A 14,916-nucleotide genomic window follows, 5' to 3' on the forward strand; every position below is an offset into this window, starting at 1 on the left:
TATTTTTTAATATTCATTAAAAATATTTGGAAAATATAATTCAGGACATATACCTTTGTAGTGTATTAGTTATTTAATACACTAAATCAATAGTTATGATTCATTTGCAAAATGTAAGTTTTCAATACAGAAAAGGCAAAAGTATTTTTAAAGATCTCGAACTCAATTTAAATGCAGGAAGCATTTATGGCCTTCTTGGAAAAAACGGAGCAGGAAAAACCACCTTACTGCGACTAATTAATGGGTTGATCTTTCCCACATCAGGCAGTGTGGATATTCTAGGTTATCCTGCTGAAGAAAGACATCCAGAAATGCTTGCAGATATATGCTTTGTTCAGGAAGAACCATATATCCCAAATCTTTCCATTATCGCTTTCTTGTATACCTATGCCCCATTCTATCCAAATTTTGACTTTGATCAATTTTTCAAACTTATTACTGAATTTAGTCTGGAAGGAAGTTTGAAGTTGGACAAACTATCTTTTGGGCAAAAAAAGAAAGTAATGTTGAGTTTTGCCCTCGCCAGCAATGCCAGAATTGTGATACTCGATGAACCTACAAATGGATTAGACATACCTTCAAAGTCTCAATTTAGAAAGCTCATCACGGAAGCCATGCTAAATGATAGAATGATCATTATTTCTACACACCAGGTGCGTGATATGGTTAACCTAATAGATCCAATTTTAATTATTGATGAGGGCCAGGTAGTCTTCAATTATTCTTTAGAAGAAATAGCTGAGGCTCTTGTATTTGAAGTACACAACACGTTGACTGAGCCAAAAGATGTTTTATTCAGTGAACGTATTAGTGGCGGGTACATTACAATTAGAGAAAATACGCATGAGGAATTCTCGAATGTAGATGTAGAAGCTCTTTTTAATGCGATCCTGATCAAAAAAGAAGAGATTGTAAAAATTCTAGAAAAGCATAAAACAAGTCACTCAACCACACAAAAATTATCAAAATGAAATCAAGTATATTCATGTTCTCCCCTACCAGATTCATCAATTTGTTTAAAAGGGAATGGAACTATAAAAAAAATACAATTCTAATTGTTTTTATCAGTGTACTGGGAGGACTTTCTGTGCCGCTGATTTTACAAATCTTAACACAACATAATCCGAAAAACTTATTTACAACTGAAACATTAATAGTAAATCTGGCTATTATGGGTGTAATTTTTGCAAGTCTTTGCTTTTCCGAATTCATTCAAACCACCAGCAAGCAAAACTACCTAAGTATCCCGGCTTCAGCTTTAGAAAAGCTACTTTCAAAATGGTTTTTAATATCTTTGGTCATCCCTATAATATATATTATTTCCTACTATGGGTATTCCAAATTAATTACTTTTTCTGCCAATCTATTCATAAAAGATAAGTTAGAATACTCTACAATTGATTTAAAAGTTGTTTGGCAATTTTTACTGAATATAATCTTAGTGCAAAGTGTTTATATACTTGGTTCGGTTTGGATGCCAAAAAACTCAATACTTAAGACCTCTTTCGGACTGTTTGCCATACTTATATTTATTGCAATCTTTTCCTTTATATGTTTTAGAATAACATTTCATGAATATTTTACAGGATTGGTTATGACAGGTTCGGGTCCTAACATCACCATAAATGGAGACATATTTTTTGAATCTCCAATCATAAGAAAACTAACAGGTATAGTTATTTTCCTATTCATTATGACCGTTAGTTTATTCAAGTTAAGAGAAAAACAATTATAACATGGACTTCCACAAACAACAACCTATATATCTACAAATAGCCGATGTGCTGTTAGAAGATATTCTTCAAAGAAAAATATCTGATGGAGAGCGTGTTCCTTCAGTTAGAGAATTGGCGCTTTCTGTTCAGGTCAATCCAAATACTGTTCAGCGAAGTTATCAATGGCTTCAAGATGAAGAAATCATCATTCAAAAACGAGGAATTGGCTTTTTCCTATGTGATAAAGTATATGAAAAAACTCTTCACATAAAAAGAGATGAATTAATAAAAGTCACTATACCTGAAACAATTAAGCAAATGAAATTATTAGGAATAGGAATTCACGAATTTGAAGAGATTTTTCAAAGCATGCACAATTAATCAAAATTACTTAAAGATTGAATATAAATAACAGATTCCAACCAATATGAAAACCAGCAACAAATTATTATCCTCAGCCTTGTTTATTATTTGTGCCTCAATTTTAGGCATGATTCAATACAGCAAATATTTTATTAAAGATCAAGTAGAATTAGAATCGGGTCGTGAAATTCTAAAAAACAAACAATTAGAACGATTTACTAAAATTAACCTAGCTTCTAATTTTGATATTTCCATTTTCAAAGGACCTGAATCTATTATTCTGGAAGGGGATTCAATTTTAATAGAAAATTTAACGATGGAAATAAAAGATTCTGTTTTAACCCTAAACTTAAATGGTGAGATTAAAAATTATAGTTCATCAGGTCTAAAAATAAAAATATATTGTAACCAGTTGAACGAAATCACTCTTCTAGGTTCTGGAGATGTAACTATGCAGGACACCTTCAAAAGCTCTCATGCAGAATTAACACTGACTGGCAGCGGGAGTATAGTCGGTAAATTTTCGTCAGAAATTCTTGATGTTTCCTTATTGGGTTCTGGTGAAATTAGAAATGTTGGAAATTCAAATCACACCTCAGCGACTTTGTCTGGTAGTGGGGACATTGACTTATCTAAAACAATTGCACAAAGCTGTACTTCAAATCTCTTGGGGTCCGGTAATATTGAGATAAATTGCTCAAAAACCCTTGACATTGACCTGACTGGAAATGGTGAGATTAATTATAAAGGAACTCCAAAGTTAAACATTAAGAAATTAGGAAATGGAGAAGTTCATGCCATGGATTAAATTAAGAATCTGTTAGTTTCCTGTTTTGGAGTAATTATTTAAGATATCATTAATCCTTTGTCTTTTAGAAGACAAAGGATTATCCTATTTTTGCAAAAAAAATAAATGCCCATCCAACATACAGATCAAATAGACCTTATTAAACAAAGTGCTCAAGACTTTGCAGAGCAATACATCAGACCCTACGTAATGGAATGGGATGAAGCCCAACATTTTCCCATCGAAACAATGAAAAACCTTGGCAAACAAGGGTTTTTAGGCGTTTTGGTACCAGAAAAATATGGTGGAGTTGGTTTAGGGTATCAGGCATATATCACTGTAATCGAAGAAATCACTAAAGTTTGTAGCTCCATAGGCTTATCGGTAGCAGCACATAATTCTTTGTGCACCGGCCATATTTTAGCTTTTGGCAATGAAGATCAGAAAACAAAATATCTCCCTAAATTGGCAACGGGAGAATGGATTGGTGCTTGGGGCTTGACCGAAGCAAATACTGGGTCAGATGCCATCAGAATGCAATGTGTTGCTAAAAAGGATGGAGATTATTGGATCCTAAACGGTACAAAGAACTGGATTACACATGGCATTAGCGGGGATGTAGCAGTGGTGATCGCAAGAAGTGGTGAACTTCTGGACAGTAATGGAATGACTGCCTTTATTGTAGAACGAGGAGTTCCAGGATTTTACGGTGGAAAAAAAGAGAATAAACTCGGGATGCGTGCTTCAGAGACTGCCGAGATGATTTTTGATAATTGCCGAATCCATGAATCACAAGTTCTTGGTAAAGTCGGAGATGGATTTAAACAAGCAATGAAAGTGTTGGATGGAGGCCGGATATCAATTGCTGCTTTGGCCCTTGGAATAGCAAAGGGAAGTTATGAGGCCGCAGTCAAATATTCAAAAGAGAGACAGCAATTTGGTCAACCTATCTCTCAATTTCAGGGAATAGGATTTAAATTGGCCGATATATGTGTTCGAATTGAAGCAGCAGAGCTTTTAACTCGTCAAGCAGGTAAAATGAAAGATGAAGGAAGGCCAATGTCTAAGGAATCAGCAATGGCCAAGTACTATGCCTCTGAAGTGTGTGTACACGCCGCAACAGAAGCAATTCAGATTTTTGGAGGATATGGTTACACAAAAGATTTTCCGGTGGAAAAATTCTTTAGAGATTCTAAACTTTGCACAATTGGTGAGGGCACCTCTGAAATTCAAAAATTAGTAATCTCAAGAGCAATACTAAAGGAATAATATTCATTAAATATACATGCTCGATTTCAAATTGGACTAGTTTAAAATAATATAAATTTCTAAGTTGTTTAATAAAGAAAAAATAAAGCTGGTTCTTCTATACCTGATCGCCAATTTAATTCTGGCACAGATAGGTTTTAATGTTTTTAGCCTATCATGTTATTGTAAAAAGGAAGTAAGCTTTTCCATTCTTCCTAAAAAGGATGATTGTCATGGTTCGAACAATGAAGATAAAGGCTGTTGCTCTGTAAAAAAATGTGCCGCTAAGCCACACAAAAACGAACAGCCTTGTGGTAAAAACAAAACCGAGTATAAAACTGCTCATATTCTAGCCAGCAACAAATCTCAAAAAGGTCAGGATAAAATATTTTTTATAACACTACCCCAAGTTCTAACATTAATCACATTTTTACACTATCCAATTCAATACTGGCCAATTCCTCCTGTCAAATATTTTGTTTCCGGAAACCAAAGAAGACTCCTCATGTCTTCTTTGACGTGTTAGCTCTAGTTTTATTTTATTGTATTTTATGCGCATTTAAGGCATTCTGTAAATGCTTGCATTAATATTATTTAATTAAACTTATACTCATGTTTATAAAATCTATTTGCTTCATAAGCTTATACTTATTAATCTATCAAACACACGCACAAATCCTGAGTGGCTCCGTAAAGAACCAAAAAAATGAAGGCATTGAGGGTGCCATAATTTATTTTTTAAATTCAGAAAACGGAACTCAATCTGATCATGAAGGAAAATTTGTTTTGGCACGGAATCCAAATCAAGATACCATTTTGGTAAGTTACCTTGGTTTTGCAACGGACACCATTGTTTTAAATAAAGGGCAATTAAATTTAAATCTAATACTAAAAGAAGGGGTGCAACTTGATGAGATTTCAATTAATTCGAGTCGACCATCTCACAGTTTCTCTCTCCTTAACCCTTTAAATGTGGAGACCCTCAGTTCCAAAGAATTTAGAAAAGCTGCCTGTTGTAGTCTTGCAGAAAGTTTTCAAACAAGCAATGCTATTGACCTTTCCTACAATAATGCAGTAGTGAGTAATAGAGAAATTCAATTTCTTGGTCTCCGAGGTGCATATACTCAACAATTAATAGAAAATCGTCCAGTTTTTACTGGCATTCTAAATACTTTTGGATTTGATATGATTCCTGGCACTTGGCTAAGTGAGGTAAATATATTAAAAGGTGCAGGAAGTGCAATTTATGGGGCCCAAAGTATAACCGGAGCCATCAATACCAAATTAGTTGATCCTGAAAGTGATGTCCCGTATTACCTGAATTTATATGGTGACTATCATGGTAGAATGGAGGGCAATTTGCACATAAATAGAAAATTTAGTTCGCAAATGCAATCTGGTATATATATGCATGCGTCCAGACACAGTGGTTTTAGAGATCATAATAAAGATGGATTTTATGATGATGCCAGGGCCACCCGACTAAATGCCATGATTAGGAATCACTATGCTTCAAAAAACTGGGAAGGCCAGCTGACTTTGCAGGCACTTAGGGACACAAGAAATGGTGGTCAGAAAATTACTGAAAATCCTTACCTATCCTCACAAACCATAAATCACATAAACCTTTCCAGTAAAATTGGATACTTGGGTTTTACAAACCCAAATAAATCCATTGGATCCATTTGGGATTTTTCATATTCCAAATTGGATGGGAGCTATGGAAAAAAATTTGGTTTAAATGCTTTTGAATACCATGGTTTAGGACAAATCATATTTTCCTGGAATTCTACCAGTACGCATCATAAATTTGATTTTGGCCCTGTAGCTAATATAAATTATGCCAGGGAAAATCTAATCAGTTTATCTGATACAAATAAAGTTCTTTACAATCAGTTAACTGGAGGCGTATTTTTGGATTATCAGCTAAAACTGGGTCATGTTGGCGAGTGTGAACTTGATCGGCTTGTGCTCACATTTAGCCAAAGAATGGAGCGTATTGAGCCTAAAAAAATGTTTTGGTCACCAAGAGTAAGTGCCCGAATAAATATCTCAGAGGTGGTAACACTTAGAGCTTCTATTGGAAGAGGTTACCGCTTCTATCGACTTTATTCAGATCAAATTAATTTATTTTCCAGTAATAAATCATGGAATATAATCAATACTCCAAAGTATGAATCTTCATGGAATACAGGAGCCAACTTAGTTGCCAAACCAACCCTTTTCAATAAAGAATTGGAAATAAATTTTGATGCCTATCTGACCTGGTTTGATCAGCAATTGATTATTGATTTAGAACAAAACCTTCCGGAAAATCCAATAGTCACCATTTTTTCTTTAAATGGAAAATCAAGAACCGGAATTTTAGGTGCTACTATTTCCTATCCAATTATTGACCAATTCACCCTTAAAGTTGGATCAAGACTTCAATCTAACAAGGTCCAGTTTACTAAGGATTACAAAGATCAGATTTTTATTCCAAAATGGCGGGGGATGGCATCTCTTGACTGGGAATCAGGTCAAAAGAAATGGCTTTGGAATTTTACAACGCAAGTTGTTGGCCCAATGCGTTTCCCAGATAAAATTAATTATCCTCATGAGTTAAGCCACAATCGTGAAGGCTGGAGCAAACCATATTTACTGGCTCAGACTCAGCTAAATTATAAGATTAAGAAAATTGATTTTTATATAGGATGTGATAATTTAACAAATTTCACACAGCACGATGCAATTATTGCGGCTGATTCTCCACACAGCAACTACTTTAATGCGGTGGAAGTCTTTGCTCCAATAAATGGTATTAAACCATACATCGGCTTTAAATGGTCCTTCTTGCGTAATTTATAAACACCCAAAACATTTCAAAAAAAATAGCCCGAACAATAAACTTGTACGGGCTATTTTCTTGTCAAAAATGATTATCCCTTGTTAACTTCCTCAAACTCGACATCCGTAACTGGTTCAGTCGATCCAGTATTGTTTTGTGCTCCTGCGTCATTGGTTTGACCCTCTGCTTGTGTAGCACTATACATATCCTGGGAAGCTGCCATCCATGCTGCATTCAGAGCTTCTACATTTTTGGATATAGCATCCAAATCCTGTGCCTGATGTGCTGCTTTTAGATTGGCATGTGCATTTTCAATTGCAGATTTTTTCTCTGCCGGAATTTTATCTCCGAATTCTTTTAGTTGTTTATCGGTTTGGAAAATCAGTGAATCCGCTTCATTCAACTTATCTACTTTTTCCCTGGCTTGTTTATCTGCTTCAGAATTTGCCATTGCTTCATTCTTCATACGCTCAATTTCTTCCTTGGACAATCCTGTGGAAGCTTCAATTCTGACATTTTGACGTTTTCCGGTTCCTTTGTCCAGAGCGGAGACATTAAGTATACCATTTGCATCAAGGTCAAAGGAAACTTCTATTTGAGGGATTCCTCGTGCTGCTGGCGGAATGCCGTCCAAAATAAATCTACCTACAGATCTATTGTCTTTTGCCATGGGCCTTTCACCTTGAAGGATATGAATTTCAACGGAAGGCTGATTATCTGCAGCTGTTGAGTAGAGTTTTGATTTCTTGGTTGGAATTGTTGAGTTCGATTCAATAACTACATCATAAACACCTCCCATGGTTTCAATTCCAAGAGACAGCGGTGTTACATCGAGCAAGAGAACATCTTTCACCTCCCCAGTCAATACACCTCCTTGAATTGCTGCACCAATTGCCACCACCTCGTCAGGATTAACTCCTTTATTAGGCTTTCTTCCAAAAAACTCTTCTACAACTTGTTGTATTTTAGGAATCCTCGTTGATCCTCCGACAAGTATCACCTCATCTATGTCATTTTTTGTGAGCCCAGCATCCTTAAGTGCGTCTGCACATGGTTTTAAAGTTCTTTGAACTAACACATCAGCCAATTGTTCGAATTTAGCTCGTGATAACTTAAGGACAAGATGTTTAGGAACACCATCTGTAGCAGTAATATAAGGTAAGTTAATCTCTGTCTCGATTGAAGAAGAAAGCTCAACTTTAGCTTTTTCAGCTGCTTCTTTAAGACGTTGCAAAGCCATTGGATCCTTTCGCAGATCAATATTCTCCTGAGATTTAAATTGGTCTGCCATCCAATCAATGATCACATGATCGAAGTCATCCCCTCCCAAATGTGTATCTCCATTGGTTGATTTTACTTCAAAAACACCATCTCCTAATTCCAAAATAGAAACGTCAAACGTACCTCCTCCCAAGTCATACACGACTATGGTCATATCCTTACTTTTCTTATCCAGTCCGTAAGCTAATGCTGCTGCTGTTGGTTCATTTATAATCCTTTTAATGGTCAACCCAGCTATTTCTCCTGCCTCTTTAGTGGCTTGACGCTGAGAGTCATTAAAATAAGCAGGGACGGTTACTACCGCCTCGGTTACTTCGTGTCCTAGAAAATCCTCTGCAACCTTTTTCATTTTCTGAAGAATTATTGCAGATATTTCCTGAGGAGAATACATTCTGCCATCAATATCTACTCTACAGGTGTTGTTATCGCCTTTGGCAACTTTATATGCCATCCTGGTAATTTCAGTTGCAGACTCATCAAATCTTCTACCCATAAATCTTTTGATAGAAGCAACCGTTTTTTTAGGGTTGGTGATGGCTTGCCTCTTAGCTGGATCGCCCACCTTTCTTTCACCATTATCAAGAAATGCCACGATAGAAGGGGTTGTTCTTCTCCCCTCATCATTTGCAATTACTACAGGCTCATTGCCCTCCATTACGGATACACAAGAATTTGTTGTTCCTAAGTCTATTCCAATTATTTTTCCCATTGTTAAATGATTTATATCAACTCTTTATCAATTGATGTGCCAAGGGAAAAAAAAGAAAATTTGTCAGATTTTTTGCAGATAATATGACAAATAATGACAGATAAAAGACATAGTATATGTCAAAAAGTCATTAGAATTTAAAAGCCAAGCAATCTGGTTTGGTCAACGGTTCTTAGTAGTGACTTAGTTTCCAGACTTATCCCAAAACTTCTCTCTGTCCTATGTATGCTACTGAACAAGCCAAATCCCTCACTCATATTAGAATAACGCGGAATTTCCTGTGAGGCAGTTATCCCGGTGTTCGCATTGACGATTGTGTTAAAATCATAAACTTCGGGCCCCCCTGCCCTTACCATGAAGTCAAGTCTTAAAACCTCTCTTTTAAGAGCGGGATCAACAACCAGATTCTCTTTTAGAAAATTATAAAATTGCAATCCTCCTACCGTCACACTGTTGGCTAAATCACCTTTTTTTAAGACCCAACGAAGTGGTTTTACCAAAACAGACCCGGAGACTGTGTTGGTTTCCTGCACAACCACAATTATGTCAAAATCAAAAATTTGGGAAGATTTTGGCTTTTGCCAGCTGAAGGTTTGCGGAAATTCAGGTTTAAATTGAACTTCTCTATTGGTAGATGGTGGTGATGTAAAATCAAAATCACGAATTAGTTGTATTCTACTGGTTATCAAAGCCTTTCCATCCCCTCGATCTATCTTCAAAAGAATACTGTCACCCCCCGACATAGGTAGTTGAGTTGTTTTCAGCTTGTATAAGAAATTGGGAACCTGAACAAATGGCCCGGGATTTCTGACATAGCCTTCAGAAGTTCCATCAACCTTCAAAAGTTCAACTTCTCTTTTAGAAGTTAAGTTTATCAAGGAGACTTTTACATTTTGATAATAGATGGAATCCGCTACCTTAGCCATCTCCACGGCCGGGATATCTTCATCCACAAAAAGCTTTTCAACCCTTATATATTGCGCTGAATCCACCCTGTTAATCAATCCATACACCACCGGAATATCCTTCCAAGGCTCTGTAAGCACGAAATCCTCTGAACAAGCGAAAATCAATAAAAATCCACAAAAAAGTATAGTTAATTTAATTTTCATGCCACAAAATTAAACAGTTTAATCCTCTTATAACGATGCAAATGATATTTTGATAACACAAATAGTAATATTACCAAAAAATTGTTTTTGAATTTATAATTTTGAGCCATGTCTGTACATAAAGAAATCAGGAAAATAACGACCAGAACTCTTCAGGAAATGAAAGCTGCCGGTGAAAAAATCGCCATGCTTACCGCATATGATTTTACGATGGCTAAAATCCTTGATGAGGCTGGAATTGATGTTTTGCTAGTAGGTGACTCCGCCTCTAACGTGATGGCAGGACATGAGACAACACTTCCAATCACTCTAGATCAAATGATTTATCATGCACAATCTGTTGTCAGAGGAGTGACAAGAGCATTAGTAATAGTAGATTTGCCATTTGGATCTTACCAGGGTAATTCCAAACGTGCTCTGGAATCATCTATTCGGATAATGAAAGAAAGTGGTGCACATGGGGTGAAATTAGAGGGAGGCTCAGAAGTCGCCGACTCAATTAAACGGATACTTACCGCCGGAATTCCGGTAATGGGACACCTTGGCCTTACCCCACAATCAATATATAAATTTGGAACCTACAATGTAAGGGCTAAAGAAGATCAAGAAGCTGAAAAGCTCAAACACGATGCCAGAGTATTGGAAAGAGCCGGCTGTTTCAGCCTGGTACTTGAAAAAATACCTGCCTCCCTGGCGAATGAAGTAAGTCTTTCGCTCTCCATTCCCACAATTGGTATTGGTGCGGGCAATGGGGTCGATGGTCAGGTCTTAGTAATACACGATATGCTTGGATTAAACAAAGAATTCAATCCTCGTTTTTTAAGAAGATATTCAAATCTTGCAGAGAACATCCATCATGCTGTCACTCAATATTCAGCTGATGTCAAATCCAAAGACTTTCCAAACGATAAAGAACAATATTAATGCAGAAACGTGGATGGCTGCTGCTTAGTGTAGCAGCCTTGGGGCTGATCATTCTAATAGGGATCAGCATTTTCAATCAGGCTTTCAAAAATAATATCTTATATTCTGAAATACCTCATGAAATAACCATTAGGGATTATGAATCTTTTGATCAAATTCTGGAAAAGATTGCAATCAAAAAAATTTTAATCGACACCTCATCCTTTGCATTAACTGCAAAAATTATGGGTTATGCTAAGGGTAAAATTCGCCCTGGAAGGTATCTTGTAAAATATGGTTTGAGCAATTATAAAATAATTGCAAAACTTCGCTCAGGCCAGCAAGATCCAGTGCAATTAAAAATCAATAATGTAAGAGACATTACTCAATTGTGCAGTAAATTAAGCAATTATATTTCTCTGGACTCAACGACACTTCTTAACAAACTTAGTGACAGCCTTTATCTCCATTCTATAGGCTATACAAAAGAAGACATTCTTTGTTTATTTATACCAAATACTTATGAAATGTACTGGAATATATCATTTGATAATTTCATAAAGAGAATGATTACAGAAAATGAAAAATTCTGGTCAAAGGAGAATAGAAAGTCAAAAGCAGCGGAGAGAAATTTGAAACCCAATGAAGTTTACACGCTTGCTTCCATTGTAGAAAAAGAAACCACAAATGCTGATGAAAAGCCGACCATTGCGGGCGTTTACTTAAATCGTTTAAAAATAGGAATGAAACTTCAAGCAGATCCAACCGTTGTTTTTGCGCTTGGGGTATCTGGAATTCAAAGAGTTCTGCTGGAACATTTAAGTTTTAAATCCCCATTTAATACTTACCAGATTGAGGGACTTCCTCCAGGACCCATTTATATGCCTTCAGTAAATAGCATTGATGCGGTATTAAACTCTGAAAAACACGATTATATATTTTTCTGTGCAAAACCCGGTTATGATGGTAGTCATTTGTTTGCAACTGGAATTGATCAGCATTATCAGAATGCAAGAATTTATCAAAAATGGCTGAATGCTGAAAAAATCAGATAATCTATTTAACTTCTGATGAACTGGGCTGCCCTGTTTTTCTTAATAATTTCATCTGCCATGGATTATTCCCATATTTTGCAGTCCCAATCAAAACCATAGCATCAGGGTCCACCTTAACGGTCCATTCAGACGAACTATCTCTGGTAGATCTGAGCTCAAGTGTTTTTGAACTTTCAACATACAAAAAGCGTCCGGAATCAGTCGTCTTATCATATATCCCCTTCTTGTATTCCCCATTTTCCAATAGATCCAACCAATGACCTGCGTATATATTTTGCTTTGGAACCTCATCTTTTAAGGAGAGGGCAAAAAAGATATGCCAAACTGAATCCGTTATGTCATAATTTACCTTTTGACTGGACGAGGCTTGAATAAAAGCATCATCCAACTTTCCGTAAACTACTTGAGGCGTAGAAACAGCGGATGATTGGGACAATTTAGTTTCATTGGTAAGGCCTGTATCCGCTTCCTTTTTGACATCGCGTTTGCAAGCATCAAATAAAAACAAATAGACAACTAAAAGTACGTAAACTGGTTTCATAAGCTTAATTTTTTCAAACTTGAATACAAATAAATTAATTTTGAGCGATCCGTCAACTATTTTTTTGTTAAACTCACAATTAATTAACTTTTAGTCTTGAATTCTATCGATTTGGAGTGTTTGGTCTATTCGAAACTTGCTGACTACCAAGAGAACAAATTATTATTGGCAGTAAGTGGAGGAGTTGATTCAATGGTTCTGGCTTCTATCCTAAGAAAAAAGAATTTTAAAATTGGGCTAGCACATTGTAATTACCATTTACGGGGAAACGATTCAAACTTGGATCAAAAACTAATTGAGGATTGGGCTAAAAACAACCAAATAAGCCTTCATATTAAATCGTGCCCAATTCCAAAAAATTCTTCCAATATACAAAACACTGCACGGGAACTTCGATTTTCATATTTTGATGATATAAAGCGTGATTTTGGCTATCAGTTCCTGATCACTGCCCACCACATGGAAGATATGATTGAAGGTTTTTTTCTAAATCTTATTAGAGGAGCCGGAATAAAAGGACTAAACACAATGCCTGTCTCCTATAAAAATTCTTTAAAACCTTTAGAAAATCTAAATAAAGATGACCTTTATAACTATGCTGAAACAAATCAAATTTTGTTCAGGGAAGATATTTCTAATATGGAGGACAAATATGCGAGAAACCTGATTCGTCATCAGGTAATTCCGGTTTTTAAATCAATCAACCCAGCCTTTCTCAAGACTACCAATAGGAGTTTAAAGTTATTAGGAGAACTAGATGTACTGTTAGATTATTACAGGACTATTTGGAAATCAAAAAATGTACAATTTTCTAATACATTTACTAAAATTAATTTTTGCTTAAATGAAGAAGACTATTTTTTGCATGAATATCTCGCAGAAAATGGATTTCATTACAATGAAATACAAGATATAAAAGCAAATCTTGGTTCTCCAGGTAAGCAGTTTAAATCCAGGACTGACCAAACTCTGTACATTGATCGTGGTTGTCTATATATCGTGAAAGTTAACACCGCGGATAGTTTTGAGGAGATTGTTATTCCTGACGAAAAAGAAAATTTTATAAATAAGAATGGAATTTGCGTAAATATTAAGTTGTTTAGTGTTGACAATTTTGACCTGCGAGTTATGGTGAAAAACCCATTGATCATTTATGTGGATTTCGATAAAATAAAATTTCCATTGGTAATTCGCCATTGGACTAAAGGAGACAAAATGAGTCCTTACGGAATGCAAGGCAAAAAAAAGAAGGTTAAGAAAATTCTTGCTGACAATAAGTCCATTTCAGCTTTTAAAAAACAAGAACTCGTATTGACCTCTGGAGATGAAATATACTGGTTGGTCGGGCATACAATTGCGCATGAAATTAGAGTCACCGAGCTAACTAAAAAAATAATGGAGATCAGTATTCTTAAAGAAAACTAAACACAATCATTTAGACCTTTTAGGATTTCCGAAAAGATCCTTGGGTCTGTCATCTAATATTTGTCGCTCACGAGGGGCTTCCTCCATTTTAGTTGTAGGAAGGTAAGGATCAAACTTCCACTTACCTGATTGATAATTGAAGGCCTCATAGGTTCCGTCAGGAACAAGCATAAATACATTCTTTTGATTGGGCGTCTCATACTTTGTGATATGATCAAATACAATCATCTTACTTTTGGGCTCATAGGTTAATGTGCAATTAGACTGTTGAGAGTATCTTATCACATGTCGATTGGTCAAAATCTCATCGCCATTTTCTTCTTTAATTTTAAATTCCTTAGAGCCAAATATAATTTGATCATTTTTAATATGAAATGTTTCAATTATTTTAAATTTTTCCAACCTGGAATTCTGTGCAAACCCAAACAGCATGAAATAATCCTCTTTGCCAAAGGTTTCTGGAAGCAAATGAAAATATACCGCTCCATACCAATTCTCAGGTGAAAATTCTTCAAACCTGATTCTATCGTAATCTCTTTGTTCTCTCGAAAGGACATAGACCTTTCCGCTTTTTAACCTTACTAATCCATCATAATTCCAAACATTATTTTCACCCTCATACTGCCAGGTAAACATTTCGAAGGAAAGATCCTCAGGCGCAAGTCGCACAATATTTGAATTTAATTCGGAGGCCATAATGCTACCATTTTCCACAACTCTTTTGAAGAGATCAGAAACCTTCCCAGCTGCCAAAATCCTGTGCTTAGGAAATCTTGAATTAAACATTACATCAGACCAAAAACCAAGACTATCTTTATCCGTTACAATTACATTCTGACCAAAGCTATAATTATAGATAAAACAAGAAAAAACAAATATTTTGAAAAAAATTTTGGACATATGATCAAATAACGCAAAAGATAAACTCATATTATTTTTAGACACTATAC

The 14,916-nt window shown here is 35.7% G+C and carries 14 protein-coding genes; 10 read left to right on the forward strand and 4 right to left on the reverse strand.

The genetic code is table 11. From position 1 onward, the window contains the following. Positions 1 to 95 precede the first annotated feature (95 nt). The 7 genes from IPJ83_13180 (at position 96) to IPJ83_13210 (ending at position 6,960) form a co-directional block, all read left to right on the forward strand. Positions 96 to 971, forward strand: coding sequence for an ABC transporter ATP-binding protein (locus IPJ83_13180; protein MBK7881501.1), 876 nt, complete (start codon positions 96 to 98; stop codon positions 969 to 971). Beyond that, positions 968 to 1,735 (forward strand): hypothetical protein, encoded by a 768-nt coding sequence (locus IPJ83_13185; GenBank protein ID MBK7881502.1) that lies wholly within the window; start codon positions 968 to 970, stop codon positions 1,733 to 1,735. The genes IPJ83_13180 and IPJ83_13185 overlap by 4 nt, the downstream gene beginning before the upstream one ends. A gap of 1 nt (position 1,736) precedes the next feature. Continuing rightward, positions 1,737 to 2,096 (forward strand): GntR family transcriptional regulator, encoded by a 360-nt coding sequence (locus tag IPJ83_13190; protein MBK7881503.1) that lies wholly within the window; start codon positions 1,737 to 1,739, stop codon positions 2,094 to 2,096. Between the two features lie 46 nt (positions 2,097 to 2,142). Then, a complete protein-coding gene (locus IPJ83_13195) occupies positions 2,143 to 2,886 on the forward strand; it encodes a DUF2807 domain-containing protein (protein ID MBK7881504.1) in 744 nt (247 codons plus the stop codon). A 105-nt stretch (positions 2,887 to 2,991) separates the two neighbouring features. Continuing rightward, on the forward strand, positions 2,992 to 4,134 hold the full coding sequence (locus IPJ83_13200) for an acyl-CoA dehydrogenase family protein (GenBank protein ID MBK7881505.1): 1,143 nt from the start codon (positions 2,992 to 2,994) through the stop codon (positions 4,132 to 4,134). 64 nt (positions 4,135 to 4,198) lie between these two features. Further along, positions 4,199 to 4,639 (forward strand): hypothetical protein, encoded by a 441-nt coding sequence (locus tag IPJ83_13205; GenBank protein MBK7881506.1) that lies wholly within the window; start codon positions 4,199 to 4,201, stop codon positions 4,637 to 4,639. 86 nt (positions 4,640 to 4,725) lie between these two features. Further along, positions 4,726 to 6,960: a TonB-dependent receptor gene (locus IPJ83_13210; protein ID MBK7881507.1), complete on the forward strand. Its 2,235-nt coding sequence runs from the start codon at positions 4,726 to 4,728 to the stop codon at positions 6,958 to 6,960. Between the two features lie 71 nt (positions 6,961 to 7,031). Here the strand turns inward: IPJ83_13210 and dnaK are convergent, their stop codons facing one another. Continuing rightward, on the reverse strand, positions 7,032 to 8,930 hold the full coding sequence (gene dnaK / locus IPJ83_13215) for a molecular chaperone DnaK (protein ID MBK7881508.1): 1,899 nt from the start codon (positions 8,928 to 8,930) through the stop codon (positions 7,032 to 7,034). Positions 8,931 to 9,067: 137 nt separating this feature from the next. After that, positions 9,068 to 10,042, reverse strand: a complete 975-nt coding sequence (locus IPJ83_13220) for a hypothetical protein (GenBank protein MBK7881509.1) — start codon at positions 10,040 to 10,042, stop codon at positions 9,068 to 9,070. A gap of 108 nt (positions 10,043 to 10,150) precedes the next feature. Between IPJ83_13220 and panB the strand changes: the two genes are divergently transcribed. Continuing rightward, positions 10,151 to 10,966 carry a 3-methyl-2-oxobutanoate hydroxymethyltransferase gene (gene panB, locus IPJ83_13225; GenBank protein ID MBK7881510.1) on the forward strand — a complete coding sequence of 272 codons (816 nt, stop codon included), beginning with the start codon at positions 10,151 to 10,153 and terminating at the stop codon, positions 10,964 to 10,966. Continuing rightward, the gene (gene mltG, locus IPJ83_13230; GenBank protein ID MBK7881511.1) at positions 10,966 to 12,000 is read left to right on the forward strand and encodes an endolytic transglycosylase MltG; all 1,035 of its coding nucleotides are present in this window, start codon (positions 10,966 to 10,968) and stop codon (positions 11,998 to 12,000) included. Before panB ends, mltG begins: the two co-directional genes overlap by 1 nt. A gap of 1 nt (position 12,001) precedes the next feature. Here mltG and IPJ83_13235 read toward each other — a convergent pair whose 3' ends face one another. Further along, entirely contained in the window at positions 12,002 to 12,541 is a 540-nt protein-coding gene (locus IPJ83_13235) for a hypothetical protein (GenBank protein ID MBK7881512.1), read from the reverse strand. A 96-nt stretch (positions 12,542 to 12,637) separates the two neighbouring features. Between IPJ83_13235 and tilS the strand changes: the two genes are divergently transcribed. Next, entirely contained in the window at positions 12,638 to 13,966 is a 1,329-nt protein-coding gene (gene tilS / locus IPJ83_13240; protein MBK7881513.1) for a tRNA lysidine(34) synthetase TilS, read from the forward strand. 6 nt (positions 13,967 to 13,972) lie between these two features. Here the strand turns inward: tilS and IPJ83_13245 are convergent, their stop codons facing one another. After that, complete coding sequence (locus IPJ83_13245; protein ID MBK7881514.1) at positions 13,973 to 14,866, reverse strand: hypothetical protein; 894 nt, start codon at positions 14,864 to 14,866, stop codon at positions 13,973 to 13,975. Between the last annotated feature and the right edge of the window lie 50 nt (positions 14,867 to 14,916).

The sequence above is a fragment of the Candidatus Vicinibacter proximus genome (assembly GCA_016713905.1).
Lineage (GTDB): Bacteria > Bacteroidota > Bacteroidia > Chitinophagales > Saprospiraceae > Vicinibacter > Vicinibacter proximus.